Origin of the sequence: Streptomyces sp. NBC_01176 (assembly GCF_045039825.1) — a bacterium.
Classification (GTDB): Bacteria; Actinomycetota; Actinomycetes; order Streptomycetales; family Streptomycetaceae; genus Streptomyces.
This window is the reverse complement of the sequence record NZ_CP108600.1, coordinates 4,109,833-4,134,131: the sequence shown is the minus strand read 5'-3', so window position 1 is coordinate 4,134,131 and position 24,299 is coordinate 4,109,833. Positions and strand designations below refer to the sequence as shown.

Below are 24,299 nucleotides of genomic sequence, written 5' to 3'. Positions count from 1 at the left end.
TCCTTGAGAGTCATGGGCGGGTCGTTCATCGCGCGGGCACGCCGGTCGATGGTTCTTCCAGGACCTGGGGGACCGACCGACCGACTAAGGAGCGTTGAGCGTGGCGACATTGGCACGGTGGTGCTATCGGCACCGGCTGGTGGTCCTGTTGTTGTGGGTGGGGGCGCTGCTCGGACTGGGGGCCGCGGCGTCCACCGCGGGCACGGACTACGCGAACGTGTTCTCCCTGCCCGACACGGATTCCAAGCGCGCGTACGACCTGATGGAGAAGGCCTTCCCGGACCGCGCGGGCGACACCGACACGGTGGTGTGGAAGGTCGACGGGGGCACGGTCCGGGACCAGGCCGTACGCGCCCGGATCGAGCCGGCGCTGGAGAAGATCGGCGGGATGAAGGGCGTCGGCGGCGTCACCAGCCCCTACACGGGCGCGCAGGGCGCGGCGCAGATCAGCGAGGACGGGCGGATCGCCTACGCCCAGGTCACCTTCGCCGAGCAGGCCAACGCCGTCCCCAAGGAACTGGTGCAGAGCGTCGTGGACACGGCGCAGGGCGCCGAACGCGCCGGTCTGCGGGTGGACCTGGGCGGCCAGGCGATCCAGCGGGTCCAGGAACCGCCCACCGGGCTCGCCGAGATGGTCGGCATCCTGGCCGCGGCCGTCGTCCTCTTCCTCGCCTTCGGGTCGCTGTTCGCGATGCTGCTCCCGATCGGCATCGCCATCTTCGGCGTGGGCACCGGACTGTTCTCCACCCAGCTGATCAGCCATGTCACGGACGTGCCCGACCTGGCTCCGCTGCTCGCCACCCTGATCGGACTCGGCGTCGGCATTGACTACGCGCTGTTCATCGTCACCCGCCACCGGCGCGGCATCCTGCGCGGCGCGGACCCCGAGGAGTCGGCGGTCACGGCGCTCAACACCTCGGGGCGGGCGGTGCTGTTCGCAGGCGGCACGGTGTGCATCGCGCTCGCCGGGATGCTCGTGACCAACCTGCGCTTCCTGGACGGTGTGGTCATCGGGACCTCGCTGACGGTCGTGTTCAGCGTGCTCGCGGCGGTCACGCTGCTGCCCGCGCTGCTCGGCTTCCTCGGCCCGCGGGTGCTCAGCCGCCGTCAGCGGCGCAGGCTGGCCGCCGAGGGAGGGCGGGAGCCGGAGTCCGCGAGCGGCCTGGCCGCGCGCTGGTCGGCGGGCGTCCAGAAGCGCCCGCGCACGATCGCCGCGATGGCCGTGGTGGTCATGGCCGTCCTCGCGCTGCCCGTGCTGTCCCTGCGGCTCGGTGCCACCGACCAGGGCAACGACGACGCGACCACGACGACGAGGAAGGCGTACGACCTGCTCGCGGAGGGCTTCGGGCCCGGCTTCAACGGTCCGCTGCAGGTGGTCTCGTCCGGCGGTGACACGGACGCGCTCGTACGGAACATCCGCGCGACCGACGGTGTCGCCCGCGTCGCCGCGCTGCCGCCCGCCGGGGGCGTCACGGTGATCCAGGTCGTGCCGACCACCTCACCGCAGTCCGAGAAGACGGACCGGCTCATCGACGCCCTGCGCGACAAGGCGATCCCGGACGCGGGCGTCCAGGCCCACGTGGGCGGTGTGACGGCGATCTCCAAGGACTTCTCGTCCGTGACCGGCGACCGCCTCCCGCTCTTCATCGCCACCATCATCGGCCTCGGCTTCCTGCTCCTGATGGTCGCCTTCCGTTCCCTGGTGGTGCCGCTGACGGCCGCCGTGATGAACCTCATCGCGGCCGCCGCGTCCTTCGGCGTCCTCGTCGCGATCTTCCAGTGGGGCTGGGGCCTGGACCTGCTGGGCCTCGGCAAACAGGGGCCGATCAACGCCTTCCTGCCCGTCATCATGCTCTCGCTGCTCTTCGGCCTCTCGATGGACTACCAGGTGTTCCTGGTGAGCCGGATGCACGAGGAGTGGGTGCACACCCGCGACAACGCGCGCGCGGTCCGGGTCGGTCTCGCGGAGACCAGCCGGGTCATCAACTCGGCCGCCCTGATCATGGTCTGTGTCTTCCTGGCCTTCGTCCTGAGCGGCGACTCGGGGGCGGCGATGGCGGGCGTCGGCCTGGCGGCGGCGGTCGCGCTCGACGCGTTCATCCTCCGTACGGCGCTGGTGCCGGCCGCGATGCATCTGCTCGGCAACTCCAACTGGTGGCTGCCGGCCGGGCTCGACAAGCGGCTGCCGCACCTGGCGGTGGAACCGGCGGAGGAGGCGGAGCCGGTGCCGGTGCCGGTGCCCGCGCAGGGACGCGGAGCGACGGCCGTCCACGGCTTCGTCCGCGACGCGACGGGCGAACCCCTCGACGGGGCGGTCGTGACGCTGCTCTCCAAGGGCGGGCGCCAGCTGGACCGGGTGACGTCACTGGCCGACGGCTCGTACATCGTCTCGGTGCCGGCCCCGGGGACCTACCTCCTGGCGGCGACGGCACCCTCGTACGCGGCCCGTGCCGGTCACGTGCTCGTGGGCGGCGAACCACTGGTGCACGACGTGGAGTTGACGGAGGACGAGGTGGACGCGGTCAACTAGCCGTGGGCCGGCCGGCCTTCAGGATCTCGTCGACGTCCAGGGCGACCTTGGCGCCGAGCGAGTCGGGCAGCACGGCGAGCTCCCCGGGGGCGTGGACGCGGTGACTCGCGTCCTCGTCCCCGAGGGGCTCGGTCAGCACGTGGAGACGCTGGTGTCTGCGGTCGACGATCACATGGACCGGGATCCTCGCTCGGCGTACGGCGCGACTTTGGTGCGGAGGTCGGTCTGGTACTCGCCGGAGGTGACCTCGAGGACCGAGCGGAAGCAGGCCGGGTCGTAGCAGTTGTTCTCGACGAGGTGGCCTCGATGTCGGCGTCGACGACAACGAGATCGGCTACCGCGTAGTCCTCCGAACCGGTCGGGAGCCAGAGACCGACTCCTTCGAGCACCTCGGTCTCGCCGCCGTCTAGTCCGGCGGTGAAGAACGGGCGCCTCAACTGGAGCGGGCGGGTCCCCGGTGTCCGGTTCGCGCCGCTTCACCCGATGGTGATCACTCGGTCCGCCCCTTGGCCGCCGGATCGGGGAGCAGCCTCGTCATCCCCGGCAGGAAGTCCGTGAACAGCTCGTGCACCTCGTGGACGAGCGGTCGCAGCACCCGGAAGCGGGCCAGTGAGACACCCCGGGTGGTGAGCCGGGCGCCGCGCTCGGCGAGCCGGTAGCTGCGCTCGCGTCCCTCCGTGCGGTCGAAGACCCAGTAGAGGACGAGCCCCATCTGGGACAGCCACATCAGCTCGGGCAGGGCGTCCCGCAGCTCCTCGGGGACCTTCGCCTTCGACCCCGCGAGCACCTTCCGGTGCAGGGCGATGGACTCCTCGCGCGGTCCCGCCGACTCGGGCGAGAAGGGGCTGAGCGGGCTGTCGGGATCGGCGGCGTTCTTGAAGAACTGCGCCGCGAACTCGTGGTACGGCTCCGCCACGTCCAGCCACGTCTTCAACACGCCCGCGATCCGCGCCTCCAGATCCTTCTCGCGTTCCAGGACCGGCCGGACCGCCACCCGGTGCTCGGCGGCGATCCGGTCGTAGAAGCCCTGGATCAGGTGCTCCTTGCCGGCGAAGTAGTAGTACGCGTTGCCGACCGAGACCCCGGCCTCCTTGGCGATGGCCCGCATGGTCGTCTTGTCGTACCCCCGTTCCTGGAACAGCCGAAGAGCCGTTTCCAGGATCAGGGCTCGGGTCTGCTCGCTCTTGGCGGGGCCCCTGTCCGGGCCCTGGGGGCCGTTGCCGGGGCCGGGGCCGGGGGCGTCTGTCGGTGCTGGCACGGTCATGAGCCTAACGAGTCGAACAGGTGCCGCCGTCACAGCCGGGAGGGTTGTACAGCCATCCGACGGTCGGCTCGTACACCCATCCTTCGCTCCGCCGGTAGACGTCCCCGCCCCAGCCCTCGGCCCGGCGGTGCCCCTCGCGCCACTTCGCGGCCGCGAGCATCGCGCCCCTCGCCAGCAGGGCACCCGCCGGGGTGCTGAGCCGGTGCGCGAGCGCCCGGTACTCGCGCAGCGCCCACAGGCAGACGACCCAGGCGGCGGCCCCCTGGTAGACCTGACCGGCGTCGCCCACGACGGTGATCTCGTCGAGGGTGGCCCGGTGGTCGAGCGCGGGGAAGAGCCCCCGGGCCTCGTCGGAGGCGGCCGGCACCAGCCGCAGCGGAACCAGCTGGGGCTGGCGCGCCAGCCAGTCGTGCAGGAAGGCGCACAGCGAGCACCGCGCGTCGTAGAGAACGGTGAGCCCGCGGACCGGGACGCGCGCGGCGTCCCGGTCCCGGGTGCCCGAGGAGGCGGCCACCGGGGTCACACCCCGGCCGAGGGCGCGACCCAGTCCGTCGGCCCGACGGGCGGCAGCTGCTCCCGCTCCATCACGCCCCGCCGCCGGATCCTGTTGAGCACGTACACGTTGCCGAGGTGCATGACCCCGAGCACGAGCAGGACGACGCCGAGCTTGGTCGACAGGGCCTCGAAGACCCCGCGGGCGTTCTCGATCTCGTCGTCCCCGTTCAGATAGAGCGCGACGAAGCCCAGGTTGACCAGGTAGAAGCCCACCACCAGCAGGTGGTTGACGGCTTCGGCGAGATTCTCGTTCCCGTGCAGAACGTCGGAGAGGAAGATCCGCCCGTTGTGGCTCAGCGTGCGCGCCACCCAGACCGTCAGCGCGATGCTGACCAGCAGATAGATGACGTACGCGACGACCGTGAGGTCCATGCCCCCACCCCTTCTTGAACGCGTTCAAAACGCTGTCGAGTAGGAATGTAGACCTGCTTTTGAACATGTTCAAGTCAGGGGTGGGGGTGTGCCCGGCGTCACGTGCGGCGTCGGGTGCGGCAGGCCCTAAGGGCGGCGGGCGAGTTCGGGACGCTTGGTGTAGTCCGTGAAGCCGATGACGTTGCCCCAGGGGTCGGCGATCTCGACGGTCCTGCCGGTGGCGACCGGGAACACGGGAGCGAGTGGCCGGATGCCGGCCGCGGTCAGCGCGTCGGCCGTGGCCCGCGCGTCCCGGACCTCCAGCCACACCCGTGCCGGGGCCCATACCGGCGGCCGCGGGCCGAGTCCGTCCTCCAGGCGCAGCAGCAGCCCCGGAGTCTCCTTGCCCACCTTCAGCAGGGCGATCCCGGCCTCGTCGAGCCGGAACGCCACCGGGAACCCGGCCCGTTCGTAGAAGCTCACCGCCGCGCCGAGGTCACCCACCGGCAGCAGTACGTTGTCGAGGCCGAGCAGCTCATGTGACACGTCATCTGACATGCCGTCAGATTAGGTGTTCGTCCGCCTTCGCCCGCGGGGGCTGACCGTGGGGGTCACTCATTGGGCCGAGGAGCGGCTGACGGCCGGCTGGGCGGATATCGCCCCGAAGGCCGGACAGCACGGTCCGGCAACGGCGAAGGCCCCGCTCCCACAAGGGGAACGGGGCCAAAGGCGCCGTACGGCCGAGGAGGCCGCCCGGAAGGACCGGAAGCGGACCGGAAACGGACCGGAAGCGGACCAGAAACGGACCGGAAGCGGATCAGAAGCGACGCGTGATCAGCGCGCGCTTGACCTCCTGGATCGCCTTCGTGACCTCGATACCGCGCGGGCAGGCGTCCGTGCAGTTGAACGTGGTGCGGCAACGCCACACGCCGTCCTTGTCGTTGAGGATCTCCAGGCGCTGCTCGCCCGCTTCGTCACGGCTGTCGAAGATGAAGCGGTGCGCGTTCACGATCGCGGCCGGGCCGAAGTACTGGCCGTCGTTCCAGAACACCGGGCAGGACGACGTGCACGCCGCGCAGAGGATGCACTTGGTGGTGTCGTCGAAGCGCTCGCGGTCCTCGGCGCTCTGCAGACGCTCGCGCGTCGGCTCGTTGGTGTCCTTCGTGATGAGGAAGGGCATCACGTCGCGGTACGCCTGGAAGAACGGGTCCATGTCGACCACGAGGTCCTTCAGGACCGTCAGGCCCTTGATGGCCTCGACCGTGATCGGCTTCTCCGGGTTGATGTCCTTGATCAGCGTCTTGCAGGCAAGGCGGTTCTTGCCGTTGATCCGCATGGCGTCCGAACCGCAGATGCCGTGCGCGCAGGAGCGGCGGAAGGTGAGCGTGCCGTCCTGGTCCCACTTGATCTTGTGCAGCGCGTCGAGGACGCGCTCCTTCGGGTCGATCTCCAGCTGGAAGTCTTCCCAGACCGCGTCCGCCGAGACCTCGGGGTTGAAGCGGCGGATGCGGAACGTGGCGGTGATGTACGGCGAGTCGGCGAAGCCCGCCTCGGGCTGGCCGGCGCTGTCCGCCTTGTCGAGAGTCGGGGTAGCCATCAGTACTTACGCTCCATCGGCTGGTAGCGGGTCTGGACGACCGGCTTGTAGTCGAGACGGATGGACTCGGTGCCGTCGTCGCCGACCTCGCGGTACGCCATGGTGTGGCGCATGAAGTTGACGTCGTCGCGGTTCGGGTAGTCCTCGCGGTAGTGACCGCCGCGGGACTCCTTGCGGGCGAGCGCGGAGACGGCCATGACCTCGGCCAGGTCGAGCAGGTTGCCCAGCTCGATGGCCTCGAGGAGGTCCGTGTTGAACCGCTTGCCCTTGTCCTGGATCGCGACGTTCTTGTAGCGCTCGCGCAGCTCCGCGATCTTCTCGACCGCCGTCTTGATCGTCTGCTCGGTGCGGAACACCATCACGTTGGCGTCCATGCACTCCTGCAGCTCGAGGCGGAGCGTCGCGACCCGCTCCGTGCCCGTGGAGTCGCGCAGGCGCTCGACCTGCGCGACGACCTGCGAGGCCGGGTTGTCGGGCAGCTCGACGAATGCGGCCTTCGCCGAGTACTCGGCCGCGGCGATGCCCGCGCGGCGCCCGAACACGTTGATGTCCAGGAGCGAGTTCGTGCCGAGCCGGTTGGCGCCGTGCACGGACACGCAGGCGACCTCGCCGGCCGCGTACAGGCCCGGGACGACCGTGGTGTTGTCGCTCAGCACCTCACCCTCGACGTTCGTCGGGATGCCGCCCATCGCGTAGTGCGCGGTGGGCTGGATCGGGATCGGGTCCGTGTAGGGCTCGATACCGAGGTAGGTACGCGCGAACTCGGTGATGTCGGGGAGCTTCGCGTCGAGCTGCTCCGGCGGGAGGTGGGTGAGGTCGAGGTAGACGTGGTCGCCCTCGGGACCGCAGCCGCGGCCCTCACGGATCTCCGTGTAGATGGAGCGGGACACGACGTCACGGGACGCGAGGTCCTTCATGACCGGCGCGTACTTCTCCATGAAGCGCTCGCCGTCCTTGTTGCGGAGGATGCCGCCCTCACCGCGGGCGCCCTCCGTCAGCAGGATGCCCATGCGCCAGATGCCGGTCGGGTGGAACTGGAAGAACTCCATGTCCTCCAGCGGCAGTCCGCGACGGTAGACCGCCGCCTGCCCGTCACCCGTCAGGGTGTGCGCGTTGGACGTCACCTTGAAGAACTTGCCGGTGCCGCCGGACGCGTAGATCACGGCCTTCGCCTGGAAGACGTGGATCTCACCGGTCGCGAGTTCGTAGGCGACGACACCCGCGGACCTCTTGACGCCGTCGACCTCGGTGATGAGCTGGTCGAGCACGTAGAACTCGTTGAAGAACTCCACGCCCTCCTTGACGCAGTTCTGGTACAGCGTCTGGAGGATCATGTGGCCGGTGCGGTCCGCGGCGTAGCAGGACCGGCGGACCGGGGCCTCACCGTGGTTGCGGGAGTGACCGCCGAAACGGCGCTGGTCGATCCGGCCCTCGGGCGTCCGGTTGAACGGCAGGCCCATCTTCTCCAGGTCGAGGACCGAGTCGATGGCCTCCTTCGCCAGGATCTCGGCGGCGTCCTGGTCGACCAGGTAGTCACCGCCCTTGACGGTGTCGAAGGTGTGCCACTCCCAGTTGTCCTCCTCCACATTGGCCAGCGCGGCGGCCATGCCGCCCTGCGCCGCGCCCGTGTGGGAGCGGGTGGGGTAGAGCTTCGTCAGCACGGCGGTGCGGCTGCGCTTCGTCGCCTCGATGGCGGCGCGCATGCCGGCGCCGCCGGCGCCGACGATGACGGTGTCGTACTTGTGGATCTGCATGAGTCGGTTACCTCAGCCCCGTGCCTAGCGGATGTTCGGGTCGAAGGTGAAGATCACCAGCGTGCCCAGCAGGATGGTGAACACCGTCGCGGTGTAGAGCAGGCCCTTGAGCCACAGGCGGGTGTTCGCGCGCTCGGCGTAGTCGTTGATGACCGTGCGCAGGCCGTTGGCGCCGTGCAGCATGGCGAGCCACAGCATCGCGAGGTCCCAGGCCTGCCACCACGGGGACGCCCAGCGGCCCGCGACGAACGCGAAGCCGATCTTGGACACACCGCCGTCGAGGACGAGCTGGATGAGCAGGTGGCCGAGGACCAGGACGACGAGGACGATGCCGGACAGGCGCATGAAGAGCCAGCCGTACATCTCGAAATTGCCGCGCGTCGACTTCGGGGTCTTCTTGGTGCGCTTGCGGGGGGCCTCGATGAGCGGCGCCGGGTTGTCGACGCCGTACGCCGAGAACGTGCCCGCGCCCTCGACGGGGCCGATGCCGGAAGCGGCGGTCTCTGTGGTGGACATCTGCGTCAGCTCCCGAAGACTTCGCGGAATGCGTGCCCGAGGACGGGGTAGAGCGCCCCGACCATCAGCACGACCCAGATACCGACGACGGACCAGAGCATCTGCTTCTGGTAGCGCGGGCCCTTCGACCAGAAGTCGACGGCGATGACACGCAGGCCGTTGAGCGCGTGGAAGAGGATGGCGGCGACGAGGCCGTACTCCAACAGCGCGACGATCGGCGTCTTGTACGTGGACACGACCTTGTCGTAGTCCTCGGGGGAGACACGGACGAGAGCGGTGTCCAGCACGTGTACGAACAGGAAGAAGAAGATGAGGACGCCGGTGACTCGATGAGCCACCCAGGACCACATTCCTTCCCGGCCGCGGTACAGCGTTCCAGCCGGCACGGAAGAACCCTCCGGGAGCGGGGATTGGGGCCTGCCGGCTTCTGTGTCGGTCGGCCCGGCCGGGTACGGTCCACCGGCCCCGGCCATCGTAGCGACGACTTGTCGGAACGTTTACAGCGGCCCTATCTATGTGATCAAACTGGCAGACAATCAGGCACGGACGGGCTACTGCGGACACGGAGCGCGGCCCTGTGTCCCGGCGATCCGGGAGGTGGCGTCCGGGGGGTGGCGGTCCCAGAGGGGGCGGTCCGGGAGGTCGCGTCCGAGTGGTGGCGGTCCTAGAGGGGGTGCTCCAGTACGGGTGGCGCGCTGAAGTGCTGCACCAGACGGGCGAGGCGGCCCCGGGCGAGGCGGCGCAGTTCGTCCGCCGTCGTCACGCGCTCCTCCTCCCGATCGTTCGTCAATCGTGACCGGATGGCACCGAGCACCTGGTCGAGGGCTTCTTCGGGGGCTATGCCGTCCAGGCAGATGACGAACACGTGCCCGAAGCGGCTTTCGTACGCGGCGTGCGCGGCGCTCAGCGCGGTGTGGGCGGCGGAGTAGCCGCCGTCCGGGAGCGGCGTGAGCGACTCGCCGGCCAGTGCTTCGGCGAGATCGCCGGGCGTGAGGTCGTACGCCGCCTCGTCGGCCGCGGCCAGCAGGGCGTCCAGATCCGGGTAGGGCCGGTGGGCGGCCAGCCGGTGGGCCCAGCGCGGATTGCGGCAGCACGTGAGCAGGGCCCGCTCGACGTCGTCGGCGGGCGCGTTGTTGAAGTGCTGCAGGCGCGCCGGGGACGGTGACCCGCTCTTCTGCTCGGGTAGGGCGACCTGGCCGGGGAGGCGTGGGAGACGGTGCGCGGGCAGCGTGGGTCCTCGGCGATGGGATGGCGGCGGGTGCGTGCCGGGGCGTCCTGTGGACGTCACGTGTGGTGCGGCAGGGGATGAAGTGAGAAGTGTGCCGCCACGCTATCGACGATTGACGGGAGCTGTCCGTCCGATGCCTGAATTTCACCCGGACGGGAGAGTTTCGGAACGTGCGGTGGACGGTTGTGAAGGAGAAAGGGACTGTGGTTCATGAGGGGGGTGTACGACGTGAGGTGTACGGGGTGCGGGATGCGTACGTGAAGGTGCGGGTCTCGACGGCCGGGGCGCGAGCGCGATCGTGAAAGGCGTGGTGCGGTGAGCACGGGCAGGCGGCGACGGGCGCCGGTGCGGAGCGGGAGACGGCCGGCGCTGATCGCCGCCGGAGCGGTGGTGGCGGCGGGCGCCGTGGTGGCGGCCGTGGTGCTGTGGCCCTCCGGTGACGGCGAGCCGACCGGGGCGAGCGTGTCCTCGGCGAGCAGGTCCGCCGCCGCGAGCCGGTCCTCCGCGGCCGCCTCGGCCACCCGGACCTACCCCCTCTCCCAGGCTCCCCGCACGATTCCCGCCGTGCGGGAGCACACGCCCGCCCGGGGTCCCGGCTGGCGTCCCGCCGCGGGCGGCCGGGTGGTCGTCGACGACGCCGGGCTCGCCGACGAGGGGAAGCTGATCGCGGGGGAACTGAAACTGTCCTACGCGGGGCGGACGCAGGCCCGTGACGGTGACGTCGAACTCGGTCTGAACGACACCGCCGCCGATCCGGAGTCGTACACCCTGACGGTGAAGAACCGCCGGGTCACCATCTCCGCGCCGGGCCAGGCGGGCGTCTTCTACGGCACGCGCACCCTGAAGCAGGAGGTGCACGGCGGTGGTACCGCGCCGGAGGGCGTCGTACGCGACCGGCCCGCGAAGCCGCGCCGCGGCTTCATGCTGGACATCGCCCGCAAGCACTTCACGGCCGCCTGGATCGAGGACCGGGTCCGCGAACTGGCCGACCTGAAGTTCAACGAGCTGGGCCTGCACTTCTCCGACGACCAGGGCTTCCGCATCCAGTCGGACACCCACCCGGAGATCGTGTCCCGGCAGCACCTGTCCAAGACCGAGGTCAAGGACATCATCGACCTCGCGGAGAGCCGCCACATCCATGTCGTTCCCGAGATCGACTCGCCGGGCCACCTCGGCGCGGTGATCGCCGCCCACCCCGACCTCCAGCTCCGGAACGCCTCGGGGGTCCCCACCCGCGGAGCCGTCGACATCTCCAAGCCGGCCTCGGCGGGCATCGTCGACGACCTGCTCAACGAGTACGCGGGTCTCTTCCCCGGCCCGTACTGGCACCTCGGCGGCGACGAGTACCAGGCGCTGACGGTGGCGAACCCGGCGACCTCCTACCCGCAGCTGGCCGCCGCGGCCAGGAAGCTCTTCGGGGCCGGCGGGAGCGTCGCCGACCTGACGACCGGCTGGCTCAACGACCGCGCCGCGGTGGTGCGCGGACACGACCGGACCTCGCGCGCCTGGAACGACGGGTTCTTCCGCGGGGGCAACGTCCAGGCCGCCAAGGACATCGAGGTCGCGTACTGGACCGGCAAGGAGATCGGCGCGCGGCCGCCGGCCGAGTACCTGAGCGCCGGCCGCGAACTCATCAACTACAACGACGAGTTCCTCTACTACGTCCTCGGCGAACCGCAGACCTTCGTCTATCCGACCGGGCAGCGCATCTACGAGCAGTGGACCCCGCTCGTGCTGCGCGGCACCACACCGGTCCCGTCGAGGTACGACGGCCAGATCCTCGGCGGGAGCTTCGCCGTCTGGTGCGATCTCGCGGGCTCGCAGACCCAGGACCAGGTGGCGGCGGGCATCAGGATGCCGTTGCGCGCGACCATCCAGAAGCTGTGGGATCCGGGCCGCCCGGACCTGTCCTGGACCGGCTTCAAGAGCCTCGCGGACCGACTGGGCTGAACGGGCCCCGCGGGGCGGGCCGGACCCACTGGTCGCATCCGCCGCGGGGCCGGGCGCAATCGGTTGGACGCCGGGACGGGATGAACGTATCTTCCGATGGTTCGTGTGCCGGGTGTGCCCCTGGGGAAGGGGCGCACCCGGCTTCTTGTGCCGGTACCGCCTCGCGTGCGGGCCGGAGACCCGGGGGGCCCGATGTCCAGTACACCCATGCCTGATGCGCCCATGTCCGGTGCGCCCATGTCCGTGCCCGCGCCCCCGTCCGTACCCGCACCGCTGCCGACAGGCACCCCGGTGTCCCCGCACGGTCCGGCCTGGCTGAGGTCGCCGGTCGGCCTCGGGCGGGCCACCGCCGCGCTGCTCGGCCTGGTGGTCGCGACCGACCTCTTCGCGATCCGGGCGGACCGCACGATGTACGACGTGGCGTCCGCGCTGGTGGACGGCCGGACCGGGGAGGGCATCCGGCGGAAGGCGGACCACGCGGACTCGCTGTACTCCGCGGCCGGGTACGCGCAGACGGGCGCCCTGCTCGCGACCGTCGTCGTCTTCCTCGTCTGGTTCCACCGGGCGCGGATCAACGCCGAGGTGTTCGATCCCTTCGGACACGGAAAGAGCCGCGCCTGGACGTTCTGGGGCTGGTTCGTGCCGGTGCTCAACCTGTGGCGCCCGCGCCGGATCATGCTGGACATCTGGGACGCGAGCGCCCCGCAGGGCGTCCGGGTCTCGCACGGCCTGGTCAACGTCTGGTGGGCGCTGTGGCTGATCGCGCTGGCCGCCGACCGGGCCTCCATGACGGAGCACCGCCACGCCGGGACCCCGCTGGAGATCCAGCACGCGGCCGGCCAGACGATGTTCGCGGACGCCACCGACATCGCCGCCGCGCTGCTGGCGATCCTCGTCGTCCTGCGGCTGACCCGGATGCAGAACGAGAAGGCCCTGCGCGGACCGGCGGCGGCGGTCTGACACCTGTCGGCGGGATCAGGCGGCCGCTCGCCGTACTGACCGCGGAGACCCCACCGTTGGCCGAAAATCTGCTGTTTCGCCTCCTGGACCGGCTCGGCGTGGTACCTCTGTGACACTCCCGCTGCTGAGCACGCAGTAAGGGAAAGTGCGGGCTCCGTAAGGGGGAGCGCCCTGTCGAGGGGAGGCGTGATGAGTCTGGTGGACCTGATCGCTCAGGCCGACGAGCGTGGTCTGGCGGCCAGCGGGCTGGCTTGTTTGGATCGATGTGTGCCTCTGCTGGGCGGCGACGACGAGGTCCTGAGACCGCTGTGGTCGAGCCTCGTGGACGGTGGCGCCTGGAGCGAGTGCCTCGAACGGGCGCGGACCGAGCTGGACGCCGCCGACCCCGGACAGGCCGTCGCCGACGAGGACGAGGCCGCCGTCCTGGTCCGCCGTATGCTCGCCGCCGCTCCCGACGACACCCGCGCGTCCGACCTGCGGGAGTGGGCCGACGCGTGCTCGGTGGCGGCCCTGCGGATCCACCGGCTGCTCGACGCCACCGCCGACGACACCGGTACGTGTCCGGTCTCGGCGCACCGCGAGGGCGACACGGACGGCATCTCCCCCCTCGTCGCGGCCGAACTGCGCCGCCAGGTCGCCGTCCTGGAGCTACTGGCGGGCCGGGGCGCGGGCGGACTGCGCCCCGCGCTGGAGGTGTCCACGGAGGGACGGCGCGTGCTGCGCGCGGTGGTGTCGCGGCGGGCCCGCGGACGCGCGTGACGCGGAGCCCCGGGTCCGGCGGCGACGAGGCGCGGAAGGTGAGGCCCGGTCAGGGTCCCGACGTGCCGCGACCGGAGTCCCGGGCGGTGGGGCAGGAGTCAGGGGTCAGGGAGGACGGACCGGAGCCCTGAGTCCCCGGCCCGGCCGTAAACCTGTTTCCTGCGGGGTTCCTGTGACTGTCCTGCGCGGGCGGATGGGGGTCGTGGGCCGGTGTCGCGAATGTGCCCGGAACGCGTGACGAAACCCGTCCGCGGAGCGCTTTTCCGAGTGTGAACGCACAGCGAGCAACCAGGCCCCAGGCCGCGACGAAGCCCGTGCGCTGGGCGGCGGACACCGTCGCCACGATGCGCGAGGGCGCCCGACTGCGCCTCGACTACTCGGCCCAGAGTCTGTGGCGCGTCGACCGGCTGATCGACGAGATACGCCGCGAACGGGCGCCGTACGCCGCCGTGGAGAGTGTGCTGCGCGGCTTCGGCGCGTACGCCGGCGAGGTCGTCGCCCGGTACACCGGCGCGGAGTGGTGGGAGACCGGCGGCGAGCACTGGCTGCGGACCCCCGACGGGCGGCTGTGGGACCCGATCGACGAGGCCCGCCGCTGCTACGGGGGCGACGGCTCGCTGCGTCTGCTGTGCCGGGAGGCCACCGGGGACAGGGCGCGGCGCTGACGGACTCGTCGGGGCAGGGCGGCAGGATTACCACCTCTTAAGGTACGCGACCGTTCCCAACGGGCGGTCCCCGGAGGGACCATGAGGGCAACCGCCGGACCCGGGAGGCCTCGTGGCCGCGAACCGCCGCTGGTGGGCGCTGGTTGTCATCGCCCTCGCCCAGCTGATGGTCATCCTCGACATGACCATCGTGAACATCGCCCTGCCGTCCGCCCAGACCGCCCTGCACATGTCGGACGGGAACCGGCAGTGGGTCATCACCGCCTACACCCTGGCCTTCGGGGGCCTGCTGCTGCTCGGCGGCCGGATCGCCGATCTCGCCGGGCGCAGACTCGCCTTCATGACGGGCCTGTTGGGCTTCGCCGCCGCGTCCGCGCTGGGCGGCGCAGCGGCCGACTCCGGGATGCTGTTCGGGGCGCGCGCCCTGCAGGGCGTGTTCGCGGCGCTGGTCGCGCCGGCCGCCCTTTCGCTGCTCACCACGACGTTCACCGATCCCAGGGAACGCGGCAAGGCCTTCGGCGTGTTCGGCGCGATCGTCGGCGCGGGCGCGGCGATCGGACTCCTCGCGGGCGGTCTCCTCACCCAGTACCTCGACTGGCGCTGGTGTCTGTACGTCAACGTCCCCATCGCCCTCGTCGCGTTCGCGGGCGCCTGGCTGCTGCTCGACGGCGGGGGCCGCTACGAGGACGCGCACCTCGACGTGCCGGGCGCGCTGCTCGGCTCCGCCGGCATGCTCTCGCTGGTGTACGGCTTCTCGGAGGCGGAGTCGCGGAGCTGGGACGACGGACTGGTCCTCGGCCTGCTGGCCGCCGGCGTCGTACTGCTCGGCCTGTTCGGGCTGTGGCAGACCCGGGCCAGGGTGCCGCTGCTGCCGATGTCGGTGGTGAGGGACCGGCAGCGGGTCGGGGCGTTCCTCACCATCCTGATGGTCACCATCGGGATGTTCGGGGTCTTCCTCTTCCTCACGTACTACTTCCAGCGTGTCCTCGGGTACTCGCCGCTGAAGACCGGGCTCGCCTATCTGCCCATCACCGTCGGCATGATCACCGGCTCCACGCAGGTCGCGGCCCGGCTGCTGAACCGTGTTCCGCCGCGTGCGCTGATCGTCCCGGGACTGCTGCTCGCCGCGGGCGCGTTGGCGATCATCGCGCAGGTCGGCGTGGCACCCGCGTACGCGTCGCACGTCCTGCCCGGCATGCTGATGCTCGGCCTCGGCATGGGCACGGCGATGATGACCTGCGTCTCGCTGGCCACGTCGAGCGTCGCGCCCCGGGACGCGGGCGCGGCCTCCGCGACCTTCAACACCGCTCAGCAGGTGGGCGGTTCCATCGGGACGGCGCTGCTCAACACGATCGCCGCGAGTGTCACGACCCGCTATGCGACCGCCCACGCCGGGCCCGGCGCCGACCGCCGCACCCTCGCGTCCCGGGCCGCCGTGCACGGCTTCAACGTCGCCACCTGGTGGGCGATGGGCGCGCTGCTGCTGGCCGCGCTGATCGCCGGGGTCGTGGTGAACGCCGACCGGATGCCGGCCGCGCAGGGACAACCGGCCCCGGCGCCCGAGCCGGTGGAGAGCGTCGGCTGACGGACGCCCGTACGCGAGCCGCGCCTCCCGCCGCCCGGACGTGTGGGCCGGTGGCGCTCCGAGGTGCGGGCGGCGGCCCTGACGGCCTGTGACATTTCCGTGGGGGCCGACGCTGATGACCACGGGGACGTCGACACGGCCGGCCGTGTCGCACGGCGCGCATTCAGGTGAACTCGGTACGAACGAGGACAGTGTTGGGCCAGGGAGGGGAACCCCGCCGCGTACAGGTGTACGACGGTGAGCTCGGTGCGGCCGTGGCGCGGGCGCAGGAGGGGGACGAGGCCTCCTTCGCGGTCGCCTACCGGATGGTGCAGCCGGGCCTGCTCGGCTATCTGCGCGGGATCGTCGGGGACGACGCCGAGGACGTGGCGTCCGACGCCTGGCTGGAGATCGCCCGTGACCTGGGACGGTTCCGGGGGGACGGCGCCGGGTTCCGCGGGTGGACCGCGACGATCGCCCGGCACCGCGCGCTCGACCATCTGCGACGCCAGAAAGCACGGCCCCGGGCCACTCCACTCGAGAACGAGGCACTGGAGCTGCCCGGCCACCACAGCACCCACGACCAGGCGCTGGAGACCCTCGGTACCGAGCGCGCCCTGGAACTGGTCGCGCGACTGCCCCGCGACCAGGCTGAGGCCGTTCTGCTGCGGGTGGTCGTCGGCCTGGACGGCCCGGCCGCCGCACGCGTCCTCGGCAAGCGCCCGGGCGCGGTGCGCACCGCGGCCCATCGCGGTCTGAAGCGACTGGCCCAGCAGATCGCCGCCGACGGGACCGACAACGCCACGGACGACGGCGCGCCGAGCGGCACGGACGACGGCGCGACAGGCGGTGTGACGCCCGAAGGCCGCCGGACGCTGGGGGATTCGGGATGAGCGCCAGGAGCGGTCGGTGAGGGGTGGGTGGAGACATGGGTGAACGGCACGGAGACGCCGGGCCCTTCCTCGGCACCTCCCTCGATGTCTCCCTCGACGCGCTGCTCGCCGCCGTACGGACCGCTCCCGTCGATCCCGACGCGGAGGGGCGGGCCGTCGCCGCGTACCGGGCCGCGCGGGAGCGGGGGGCGCACGGGGCGCGGACCCGGCGGCGGGACGACTGGACCGACATGACCGGGGTGACTCACCGGGCCGACGGGAACTCGGGCGCCGGGGCGGAGACGGAGAATCCGGAGCAGGCGCTGGCGCAGGCGCAGGCGCAGGCGCGGGAGCGGGAGCCGGAGGAGCCGGAGTAGGGGTGGGGGGGAGGGGGCCTGCCCCACGGCGAAGCCGGGCGTGTCCCGTGGGATGCGGCGGCGGCGTACCGAAGACGCCCGTCCGGAGAGCCGATGGCAACGGCCGGGGCCGCCACCCCCCACAGGAGAGGCCCCGGCCGTCGCGCGGCACGGGCCGCGCGGCGGCCCGTACTCTCTACAGCGCCGCGACTGCGTTTTGTGTCACACCTCGCTCCGTCACGAGATAGTTGCAAGTTGTACGGACGTGGACGGGGAGCTGTTTCAGGCCGTAACGTGCCATTCGCGCCGGGGCGCGGAGGACAGGCAACCACAACGGCGAGAGCCCGGTCCGCGAGAGCGGCGCCGGTTCAGGCGCAAAGAGGGGCGCGCGGGTGCTGGGGGACGACGCGGAGCTGACCACCGCGGTGCTTGCGGCGCAGGACGGGGACGAGACCGCGTTCCGGACTGTGTACCGCGCGGTGCACCCACGGCTGCTCGGATACGTACGGACGCTGGTGGGTGACCCGGACGCGGAGGACGTCACCTCCGAGGCCTGGCTGCAGATCGCCCGCGACCTGGAGAGGTTCAGCGGCGACGCCGACCGCTTCCGCGGCTGGGCCGCCCGGATCGCCCGCAACCGCGCCCTCGACCACATACGCATGCGCGGGCGCCGCCCCGCGATCGGCGGCGACGAGACCGAACTGACCGGCAGGGCCGCCGAGTCGGACACCGCGGGCGAGGCCATCGAGGCGCTGACCACCGACAGCACCCTCTCGCTGATAGCCCAGCTCCCGCAGGACCAGGCGGAGGCCGTCGTACTGCGGGTCGTCGTCGGCCTCGACGCCAAGTCCGCGGCCGAGACCCTCGGCAAGCGGCCCGGAGCCGTCCGCACCGCGGCGCACCGGGGTCTGAAGCGGCTCGCGGAGCTGATCGGCGGCGATCCGGAATCCGCGGTCGCGCTCGGCGCGGTACCCCCACCTAGAGAGTCGCGCACACGCGCGGTGACGTCCGCCGGTGTGACGCATACGCGGTCGCGGACGCAGAAGGACATGTGATGGCCGACGAGGACTACAGGTGGCTGGACCGCGAGGCCGCGGAGCGTCTGTTGCGCGGTGAGCCGCTGGAGGCCGTCGACGCCGACACCAAGGAACGCGTGGAGCGGCTGGCCGAGGTGCTCGCCTCGCTGGTCGCGGAACCCGCGCCGGACGGAGCCGAACTCCCCGGCGAGGCCGCCGCGTTGGCCGCGTTCCGGGCCACTCGCGCCGGCCGTGACGGAGTGTCGGCCCAGGCCGTCGCGGGCCGGGACCCGCGGGCCGCCGCGCACTCCGCCGACGCCGGTCTGGTCCGTCTGGGGAGCCCCGGTCCGGGCGGTCACCGGGCCCGCTGGGGCCGCCCCGTGCGCTTCGGGCTGGCCGCCGCGCTGGCCGTCGGCATGATCGGCGGGGTCGCCGTCGCGGCCGGAACCGGAGTGCTGCCGACTCCGTTCCGTGACGACAGGTCGCACCCGGCCGCCACGGTCTCCGCGGCCCAGACACCGCAGCGCCCGCTGGTCTCGCCGTCGCCGGGGGTGTCGCAGGCCGACGGCTCAGAGGTACCGCTGCCCGGTGCCACGACGAGCGGATCGGCCGGTTCCGGCTCCTCCGACGACGTGGCGGCCGGCGACTCCGCGAGCGGGCAGCCCCACCCGTCCGGGCCGGGCCGGCCGGCGCGCTCCCACGAGTGGTGGAGCAGGACGCGCTCGTCCTGCCGGGATGTCCTGGGCGGCAAGAACCTGGAGGCCGGCCGCAGACGCGTCCTGACGGACGCGGCGGGCGGCGGCGGACGGGTGAAGACGTTCTGCAGGCGTGTCCTGGGCTGGACGGGAGCCGGTTCCGGCGAGGGCCGGGACGACCGGGGCGGTCAGGACGGTCAGGGCGACGGGCAGAGCGGCTCCGGCCCCGGCCACGAGTCCGGGCACGGTTCCGGCGACGGAAAAGGCGGCGACGACGGCGGCCACGTGGGCCCGGGCGGCAACGGCCACCACCACAGCGGGGTCTTCACCCCGGTCCTGCCCTCGGCTCTGGCACCGGTCCCGCCGCGCACGTCGGCGCTCTCCTCGGCCGTACGGGACACCGTGCGGGCGGACGAGGCGTTGCCGCAGAGGTCGGCCGTCTGAGCCGCTTCCCGGCCATCGACAGCCGCTTCCCGGCCATCGACAGCCGCTTCCCGGCCACACGGCGGACGCCGCCGCCGGCCACCAGGTGCCGAGACACCTTCACGCACCCGCTCTGAACTGCGGTTTCGTATTTCCTTGAACTTTTTTCCGCGCCGGTGTGACGTTTTCGGCCGCGTCGACGCAGTACTGGGTGAGCCGACTGGTCATCGGCCGTCGCACCGAGCCGGGTTCCCCCCGTACCCAGGCTCGGTGCACACCGGCGCGGGCGGGACACGTTCCCCCGGTCCCGCCCGCGCCCTGCAAGCACTGAGCGCCCGGCCGCCCGCCGTCACCAGTAGACGACGACCTTGTCCCCCGTGCGGACCTGCGCGAACAGCGCCGCGATCTTCCCCTCGTCCCGTACGTTGACGCAGCCGTGCGAGGCGCCCGCGTAGCCGCGGGCCGCGAAGTCGGCGGAGTAGTGCACCGCCTGGCCGCCGCTGAAGAACATCGCGTACGGCATGGACGTGTGATAGATCGTCGACACGTGGTAGCGGGACTTGAAGTCCACGCTGAACACGCCTTCGCGGGTCGGGGTGTACTGCGAGCCGAACCGCACGTCCATCACCGAGACGGTCCTTCCGTCGACCATCCAGCGCAGGGTGCGGCTCGTCTTGCTGACGCACAGCACCCGGCCGGTCAGGCAGCGCGGGTCGGGCGGGGCGGCGGGCTGGCCGCCGAACGCGTACAGCTCCCACCGGGCCGGCTCGTGCGTCATCGACAGCAGCCGTTGCCAGGTCACGGCGTCCAGCGCGCCGGTGCGCGCGAGCCCCCGCTTGCCCTGGAAGCCCCATACGGCCGTGACCGTCGCGGAGTCGTACGTCCCCGTCGGGCCCTCGAAGAGCCAGGCGAGCTGGCGCAGCCGGGCCTGGACCTCACGGACGTCCCGGCCACGGTCGCCGCGGGACCACAGCACCTTGGGAGGCGGTGTTCTGGAGGCGGTCGGGCCCGGTTCCCGCGACGCGGAACCCGGCACGGCGCCTCCCGCACCGGGCTTGGCGTCGTCCGAAGTGCCCGTCGAGCCGGGCGTCGCCCTCACCGGCGTCCGCGTCCCGTGCGCGTCGACGGTCTCGACCCGGCAGCCGCTCACCGCGATGAGCGTCAGCAGAGCGGCCAGTGCTCTTCCCCTACCTGTGATGCGCATTCGAACCCCCGTCGTCTCACCCGTCCACCGCACGCCGATGTGCCAGGTATACCCCTGGGAGACACCCTGAGGATGTTCCCCGCGCGTGACCGGTCGTGAACCGCGCGGCATGGAGGAGGGAGAAGGCGGGCGCAACAGAAGGGAACAGGTTCGTGCACCGGTCTGTGAGCAAGGTCCCAGCCCGGTCCTCTCCACCGGGCGCACGGCCACCACTACAGTCCGTCGCGAGAGGCGGACCTACCAGTGAGTAACCCAGCGGGAGGCACAGCGATGTCGCGCGAGTCGGAGTCCGGACAGCCCATCGAAGCGGTCTACGGACCGGGGGTCCTGAAGGACTGGGATCCGGCGGAGAAGCTGGGCGAACCCGGCCAGTACCCCTACACCCGCGGTGTGTACCCGTCGATGTACACCGGCCGTCCCTGGACGATGCGCCAGTACGCCGGATTCGGCACGGCGGTGGAGTCGAACGCGCGGTACAAGCAGCTGATCGCGAACGGCACGATGGGCCTCTCGGTCGCCTTCGACCTGCCCACCCAGATGGGCCACGACTCGGACGCCGCCATCGCGCACGGCGAGGTCGGCAAGGTCGGCGTCGCGATCGACTCGGTGGAGGACATGCGGATCCTGTTCGGCGGCATCCCGCTGGACAAGGTCTCCACCTCGATGACGATCAACGCCCCCGCGGCTCTGCTGCTGCTCATGTACCAGCTGGTCGGCGAGGAACAGGGCGTCCCGGCGTCCCGGTTGACCGGCACGATCCAGAACGACGTGCTGAAGGAGTACATCGCGCGCGGCACGTACATCTTCCCGCCCAAGCCGTCCCTGCGGCTGATCGCGGACATCTTCAAGTACTGCAGGACCGAGATCCCGAAGTGGAACACGATCTCGATCTCCGGCTATCACATGGCCGAGGCGGGCGCCTCCCCCGCACAGGAGATCGCGTTCACCCTCGCGGACGGCATCGAGTACGTCCGCACCGCGGTGGCGGCCGGCATGGACGTCGACGACTTCGCTCCCCGCCTGTCCTTCTTCTTCGTCGCCCGTACGACGATCCTGGAGGAGGTCGCCAAGTTCCGGGCCGCACGCCGCATCTGGGCCCGTGTGATGCGCGACGAGTTCGGCGCGAAGGACCCCAAGTCACTGATGCTGCGCTTCCACACGCAGACCGCGGGCGTGCAGCTGACGGCCCAGCAGCCGGAGGTGAACCTGGTGCGCGTCGCGGTCCAGGGCCTGGGCGCGGTCCTCGGCGGCACCCAGTCGCTGCACACCAACTCCTTCGACGAGGCGATCGCACTGCCGACCGACAAGTCGGCGCGTCTGGCCCTGCGGACACAGCAGGTGCTGGCCTACGAGACCGACGTCACGGCGACCGTCGACCCCTTCGCGGGCTCGTACGTCATCGAGAGCATGACCGACGACGTCGAGGCGGCCGCCGTCGACCTCATGACGAGGGTCGAGGACCTGGGCGGCGCGGTCAACGCCATCGAACAGGGCTTCCAGAAGGGCGAGATCGAGCGCAGCGCGTACCGCATCGCGCAGGAGACCGACTCCGGCGAGCGGGTCGTGGTCGGCGTCAACCGCTTCCAGCTCGACGAGGAGGAGCCGTACGAGCCGCTGCGGGTCGACCCGGCCATCGAGGCCCAGCAGGCCGAACGCCTCGCCAGGCTGCGCGCCGAGCGCGACGGGGCGGCGGTCGAGGCGGCCCTCGCCGACCTGAAGAGGGCGGCCGAGGGCACGGCCAACGTCCTCTACCCGATGAAGGACGCCCTGCGCGCCCGCGCCACGGTCGGCGAGGTGTGCAACGCGCTGCGCGAGGTCTGGGGGACCTACGTGCCGACGGATGCCTTCTGACCTGGGCGATTCCTCCCTACGGGTGATCGGGGGCGAAAGCCGAACGCCCCCGGTCACGCTCATGGAGAGTGACCCCTGAAAAGGAGGATGCCGTGGCCGTACTGCAACACGAGCTGACGTTGAGCGAAGCCGCCGACCTGCTCTCCCGTGCACTGCCTGGGCACCGCGTGGAGATTCTCCAGGGGAGCTCACTGCGACACCGCCGCCGGACGGCTCGCATGCGCTGTCGTTGACGAAGCTGGGCAGGGCATTCGATCGAGCCGGCCTCCCGGTCCACCTCGTGGCCGACCGCAAGCACGACGAGGTGCTCCTCCACCGGGATCCGGTCAACGGCAAGTACCCGGCCCCCGAGCGCTACCGGCGGGGACAGAGTGTCCCGATCCCGGAGTCCGTCGGCGTCACGCTCGAACTCTCCGTGGACACGCTGCCCGACGGTGACTGAGACGGTGACTGAACCGCGAGACGGGCACGCCGGGTGTCGTACCCCCGTGCGACACTCCTCCTCATGCTTGGTGTCATCGACCTCCCCACCTACCTGGCGGGCCTCGTCCTGATCGTTCTGCTCCCCGGGCCGAACTCGCTCTACGTGCTGTCCGTCGCCGCCCGGCGTGGCGTGCGCGCCGGGTACACGGCAGCGGCGGGCGTGTGGTGCGGGGACACGGTGCTGATGACGCTGTCGGCGGCCGGAGTCGCCTCGCTGCTGCAGGGCAACGCCGTGCTGTTCGGGATCGTGAAGTACGCCGGGGCCGGGTATCTGACATGGCTGGCGTTCGGGATGCTGCGGGCCGCGTGGACGATGTGGCGGACCCGGCGGGCGCGGATCGAGGAGGAGCTCTCCGACCAGTCGGCGGCCGAGGAGCGGCCGTACCGGAAGGCGCTGGTCATCAGCCTGTTCAACCCGAAGGCGATCCTGTTCTTCGTCGCCTTCTTCGTGCAGTTCGTGGACCCGGGATACGCCTACCCGGCCCTGTCCTTCGTGGTCCTCGGAGCCTTCGCCCAGTTCGCGAGCTTCCTGTACCTCACCGCGCTGATCTTCAGCGGGACGAGGCTCGCGGAGGCGTTCCGGCGGCGCAGGCGGCTGTCCGCGGGCGCCACGACCGTCGCGGGCGCCCTCTTCCTCGGCTTCGCGGTCAAGCTCACGCTCGCCAGCGCCTAGGTGTATTGATCACGAGCGTCGACAACGCCCGTGATCAATACACCGGGCGGCGCCACGGGCCGTCCGACCCGTCGCGGCGCCCGGCACGCGTTCTCGGCACCTTGTCGCGGCGGCCTCGTCCCGACGGCCGCAGCCCTCAGCGGGCGAGGAACGGACTTCAGCGGGCGAGGAACGGACCGACTGCCGCGGTGAATTCGGTGGGCGCGTCCAGTGCGATGAGGTGACCCGCGGTGGCGAACTCGACCAGGGTGGCACCGGGGATCTCGGAGGCGTAGCGCCGGCCGATGTCCTGGAAGTCGGCCACGTCCAGCTTGCCGACTCCGACCAGGGTGGGGACGGAGACGGTCGCGAGGTCGCCGGTCGCGGGGCCCTGGGAGTGCTTCCCGACGATGTCCTGGTTCACCAGCGACGTCCGGAGCGGGCCGCGGAGTCGGTCGGTCAGCCCGGTGGCGACGTCCTCCCAGCTTCGGGCCGGCCCGCGCAGCCACATGTCCAGGTTGATCCGGACGGCGGCGTCCAGGTCGTGCGCGTCCAGGGCCGCCGTCTCCGCCTCGTCGTACGCGATCATGTCCGCGGACCAGTCGTATCCCGGCCACGGCGCGGAGAACAGCGCGAGGGAGTGCACCCGGTCCGGGTGGGTGAGGACGAAGTCCACGGCCACGCGGCCGCCCCAGGACGCGCCGACGAGCCGGACACGTTCGTGGCCGAGGTGGTCCAGGAGGCGGCGCAGGTCGTCCGTCTCGCTGAACGGGCCGGTCGGCGGCGCGGACTGGCCGAAGCCGCGCAGGTCGTACCGGATGACGGTGTGCCGTTCTGCCAGGTCGGGCACGACCGCGTCCCACATACGGTGGTCGGCGATGCCGGCGTGCACGAGCACGACGGGCGGTCCGTCTCCGGTGACGACGTAGGAAAGGCGTCCGAGATCATCATCAAGTGTGAGCATCGGCTTGATGGTCGCAGGGCGACCGCGCAAGTGCCACCAAATATGGGGGGCTCGGCCCTCGCCCTCGCCGCCACCGGCGTCCGGCTCCAC

At 71.4% G+C, this 24,299-nt stretch carries 24 protein-coding genes and 1 pseudogene; 13 read left to right on the top strand and 12 right to left on the bottom strand.

Annotated features, from left to right (window positions below; all coding sequences use genetic code 11):
* The first annotated feature begins 109 nt into the window (after positions 1–109).
* Positions 110–2,530: an MMPL family transporter gene (locus OG199_RS17665; protein ID WP_356797356.1), complete on the top strand. Its 2,421-nt coding sequence runs from the start codon at positions 110–112 to the stop codon at positions 2,528–2,530.
* Here the strand turns inward: OG199_RS17665 and OG199_RS17660 are convergent.
* The 10 genes and pseudogenes from OG199_RS17660 to OG199_RS17615 form a co-directional block, all read right to left on the bottom strand.
* Positions 2,523–2,967: pseudogene (locus OG199_RS17660) on the bottom strand (Uma2 family endonuclease); the annotation flags it as partial. The gene OG199_RS17665 and the pseudogene OG199_RS17660 sit on opposite strands and share 8 nt — an antisense overlap.
* Positions 2,968–3,020: 53 nt before the next feature.
* Positions 3,021–3,788: a TetR/AcrR family transcriptional regulator gene (locus OG199_RS17655; RefSeq protein WP_401805600.1), complete on the bottom strand. Its 768-nt coding sequence runs from the start codon at positions 3,786–3,788 to the stop codon at positions 3,021–3,023.
* A gap of 10 nt (positions 3,789–3,798) precedes the next feature.
* Entirely contained in the window at positions 3,799–4,308 is a 510-nt protein-coding gene (locus tag OG199_RS17650; protein ID WP_356797269.1) for a DCC1-like thiol-disulfide oxidoreductase family protein, read from the bottom strand.
* Positions 4,309–4,313: 5 nt separating this feature from the next.
* Entirely contained in the window at positions 4,314–4,721 is a 408-nt protein-coding gene (locus OG199_RS17645; protein ID WP_401805602.1) for a hypothetical protein, read from the bottom strand.
* A gap of 126 nt (positions 4,722–4,847) precedes the next feature.
* Positions 4,848–5,258 carry a VOC family protein gene (locus tag OG199_RS17640; RefSeq protein ID WP_266700964.1) on the bottom strand — a complete coding sequence of 137 codons (411 nt, stop codon included), beginning with the start codon at positions 5,256–5,258 and terminating at the stop codon, positions 4,848–4,850.
* A 259-nt stretch (positions 5,259–5,517) separates the two neighbouring features.
* Positions 5,518–6,297: a succinate dehydrogenase iron-sulfur subunit gene (locus tag OG199_RS17635; protein ID WP_356797264.1), complete on the bottom strand. Its 780-nt coding sequence runs from the start codon at positions 6,295–6,297 to the stop codon at positions 5,518–5,520.
* Positions 6,297–8,051, bottom strand: coding sequence for a succinate dehydrogenase flavoprotein subunit (gene sdhA / locus OG199_RS17630; RefSeq protein ID WP_356797262.1), 1,755 nt, complete (start codon positions 8,049–8,051; stop codon positions 6,297–6,299). Before sdhA ends, OG199_RS17635 begins: the two co-directional genes overlap by 1 nt.
* A 24-nt stretch (positions 8,052–8,075) precedes the next feature.
* Positions 8,076–8,567, bottom strand: coding sequence for a succinate dehydrogenase hydrophobic membrane anchor subunit (locus OG199_RS17625; protein ID WP_266700966.1), 492 nt, complete (start codon positions 8,565–8,567; stop codon positions 8,076–8,078).
* 5 nt (positions 8,568–8,572) lie between these two features.
* Entirely contained in the window at positions 8,573–8,953 is a 381-nt protein-coding gene (gene sdhC / locus OG199_RS17620) for a succinate dehydrogenase, cytochrome b556 subunit (protein WP_356797260.1), read from the bottom strand.
* A 278-nt stretch (positions 8,954–9,231) separates the two neighbouring features.
* The gene (locus OG199_RS17615) at positions 9,232–9,855 is read right to left on the bottom strand and encodes a 2-oxo-4-hydroxy-4-carboxy-5-ureidoimidazoline decarboxylase (protein WP_356797258.1); all 624 of its coding nucleotides are present in this window, start codon (positions 9,853–9,855) and stop codon (positions 9,232–9,234) included.
* Positions 9,856–10,110: 255 nt separating this feature from the next.
* On the opposite strand from OG199_RS17615, the gene OG199_RS17610 reads away from it, so the two are divergent.
* The 9 genes from OG199_RS17610 to OG199_RS17570 all read left to right on the top strand — a co-directional run bounded on the left by OG199_RS17610 (position 10,111) and on the right by OG199_RS17570 (position 19,076).
* The gene (locus OG199_RS17610) at positions 10,111–11,745 is read left to right on the top strand and encodes a beta-N-acetylhexosaminidase (protein ID WP_405830227.1); all 1,635 of its coding nucleotides are present in this window, start codon (positions 10,111–10,113) and stop codon (positions 11,743–11,745) included.
* Positions 11,746–11,952: 207 nt separating this feature from the next.
* On the top strand, positions 11,953–12,705 hold the full coding sequence (locus OG199_RS17605; protein ID WP_405830226.1) for a DUF4328 domain-containing protein: 753 nt from the start codon (positions 11,953–11,955) through the stop codon (positions 12,703–12,705).
* A 189-nt stretch (positions 12,706–12,894) separates the two neighbouring features.
* Complete coding sequence (locus OG199_RS17600) at positions 12,895–13,464, top strand: hypothetical protein (RefSeq protein WP_405830224.1); 570 nt, start codon at positions 12,895–12,897, stop codon at positions 13,462–13,464.
* A gap of 269 nt (positions 13,465–13,733) precedes the next feature.
* Positions 13,734–14,129: a hypothetical protein gene (locus tag OG199_RS17595; RefSeq protein ID WP_351717934.1), complete on the top strand. Its 396-nt coding sequence runs from the start codon at positions 13,734–13,736 to the stop codon at positions 14,127–14,129.
* A gap of 112 nt (positions 14,130–14,241) precedes the next feature.
* Positions 14,242–15,714 carry an MFS transporter gene (locus tag OG199_RS17590; RefSeq protein WP_405830222.1) on the top strand — a complete coding sequence of 491 codons (1,473 nt, stop codon included), beginning with the start codon at positions 14,242–14,244 and terminating at the stop codon, positions 15,712–15,714.
* 194 nt (positions 15,715–15,908) lie between these two features.
* Positions 15,909–16,586: an RNA polymerase sigma factor gene (locus tag OG199_RS17585; protein ID WP_356797350.1), complete on the top strand. Its 678-nt coding sequence runs from the start codon at positions 15,909–15,911 to the stop codon at positions 16,584–16,586.
* A gap of 35 nt (positions 16,587–16,621) precedes the next feature.
* Positions 16,622–16,942, top strand: coding sequence for a hypothetical protein (locus OG199_RS17580; protein WP_405830220.1), 321 nt, complete (start codon positions 16,622–16,624; stop codon positions 16,940–16,942).
* Positions 16,943–17,313: 371 nt separating this feature from the next.
* The gene (locus tag OG199_RS17575; protein WP_356797247.1) at positions 17,314–17,976 is read left to right on the top strand and encodes an RNA polymerase sigma factor; all 663 of its coding nucleotides are present in this window, start codon (positions 17,314–17,316) and stop codon (positions 17,974–17,976) included.
* Positions 17,976–19,076 carry a hypothetical protein gene (locus tag OG199_RS17570; RefSeq protein ID WP_405830218.1) on the top strand — a complete coding sequence of 367 codons (1,101 nt, stop codon included), beginning with the start codon at positions 17,976–17,978 and terminating at the stop codon, positions 19,074–19,076. The genes OG199_RS17575 and OG199_RS17570 overlap by 1 nt, the downstream gene beginning before the upstream one ends.
* Positions 19,077–19,404: 328 nt before the next feature.
* Here OG199_RS17570 and OG199_RS17565 read toward each other — a convergent pair whose 3' ends face one another.
* Positions 19,405–20,259 carry a L,D-transpeptidase family protein gene (locus OG199_RS17565; protein ID WP_405830217.1) on the bottom strand — a complete coding sequence of 285 codons (855 nt, stop codon included), beginning with the start codon at positions 20,257–20,259 and terminating at the stop codon, positions 19,405–19,407.
* Positions 20,260–20,529: 270 nt separating this feature from the next.
* Between OG199_RS17565 and OG199_RS17560 the strand changes: the two genes are divergently transcribed.
* The 3 genes from OG199_RS17560 (at position 20,530) to leuE (ending at position 23,266) form a co-directional block, all read left to right on the top strand.
* Entirely contained in the window at positions 20,530–22,110 is a 1,581-nt protein-coding gene (locus OG199_RS17560) for a methylmalonyl-CoA mutase (RefSeq protein ID WP_405830215.1), read from the top strand.
* A 280-nt stretch (positions 22,111–22,390) separates the two neighbouring features.
* Positions 22,391–22,552 (top strand): hypothetical protein, encoded by a 162-nt coding sequence (locus OG199_RS17555; protein WP_405830213.1) that lies wholly within the window; start codon positions 22,391–22,393, stop codon positions 22,550–22,552.
* Positions 22,553–22,615: 63 nt separating this feature from the next.
* Complete coding sequence (gene leuE / locus OG199_RS17550) at positions 22,616–23,266, top strand: leucine efflux protein LeuE (RefSeq protein WP_401805628.1); 651 nt, start codon at positions 22,616–22,618, stop codon at positions 23,264–23,266.
* Positions 23,267–23,423: 157 nt separating this feature from the next.
* Here the strand turns inward: leuE and OG199_RS17545 are convergent, their stop codons facing one another.
* Positions 23,424–24,209 carry an alpha/beta fold hydrolase gene (locus OG199_RS17545; RefSeq protein ID WP_405830211.1) on the bottom strand — a complete coding sequence of 262 codons (786 nt, stop codon included), beginning with the start codon at positions 24,207–24,209 and terminating at the stop codon, positions 23,424–23,426.
* Positions 24,210–24,299: the final 90 nt, after the last annotated feature.

Bases quoted from the DNA above. Each gene is read 5' to 3' on its own strand.
- OG199_RS17645 (WP_401805602.1), bottom strand. From the start codon at position 4,721: ATGGACCTCACGGTCGTCGCGTACGTCATCTATCTGCTGGTCAGCATC.
- OG199_RS17640 (WP_266700964.1), bottom strand. From the start codon at position 5,258: ATGTCAGATGACGTGTCACATGAGCTGCTCGGCCTCGACAACGTACTG.
- OG199_RS17635 (WP_356797264.1), bottom strand. From the start codon at position 6,297: ATGGCTACCCCGACTCTCGACAAGGCGGACAGCGCCGGCCAGCCCGAG.
- sdhA (WP_356797262.1), bottom strand. From the start codon at position 8,051: ATGCAGATCCACAAGTACGACACCGTCATCGTCGGCGCCGGCGGCGCC.
- OG199_RS17625 (WP_266700966.1), bottom strand. From the start codon at position 8,567: ATGTCCACCACAGAGACCGCCGCTTCCGGCATCGGCCCCGTCGAGGGC.
- OG199_RS17605 (WP_405830226.1), top strand. From the start codon at position 11,953: ATGCCTGATGCGCCCATGTCCGGTGCGCCCATGTCCGTGCCCGCGCCC.
- OG199_RS17600 (WP_405830224.1), top strand. From the start codon at position 12,895: ATGAGTCTGGTGGACCTGATCGCTCAGGCCGACGAGCGTGGTCTGGCG.
- OG199_RS17580 (WP_405830220.1), top strand. From the start codon at position 16,622: ATGGGTGAACGGCACGGAGACGCCGGGCCCTTCCTCGGCACCTCCCTC.
- OG199_RS17570 (WP_405830218.1), top strand. From the start codon at position 17,976: ATGGCCGACGAGGACTACAGGTGGCTGGACCGCGAGGCCGCGGAGCGT.
- OG199_RS17565 (WP_405830217.1), bottom strand. From the start codon at position 20,259: ATGCGCATCACAGGTAGGGGAAGAGCACTGGCCGCTCTGCTGACGCTC.
- OG199_RS17560 (WP_405830215.1), top strand. From the start codon at position 20,530: ATGTCGCGCGAGTCGGAGTCCGGACAGCCCATCGAAGCGGTCTACGGA.
- leuE (WP_401805628.1), top strand. From the start codon at position 22,616: ATGCTTGGTGTCATCGACCTCCCCACCTACCTGGCGGGCCTCGTCCTG.
- OG199_RS17545 (WP_405830211.1), bottom strand. From the start codon at position 24,209: ATGCTCACACTTGATGATGATCTCGGACGCCTTTCCTACGTCGTCACC.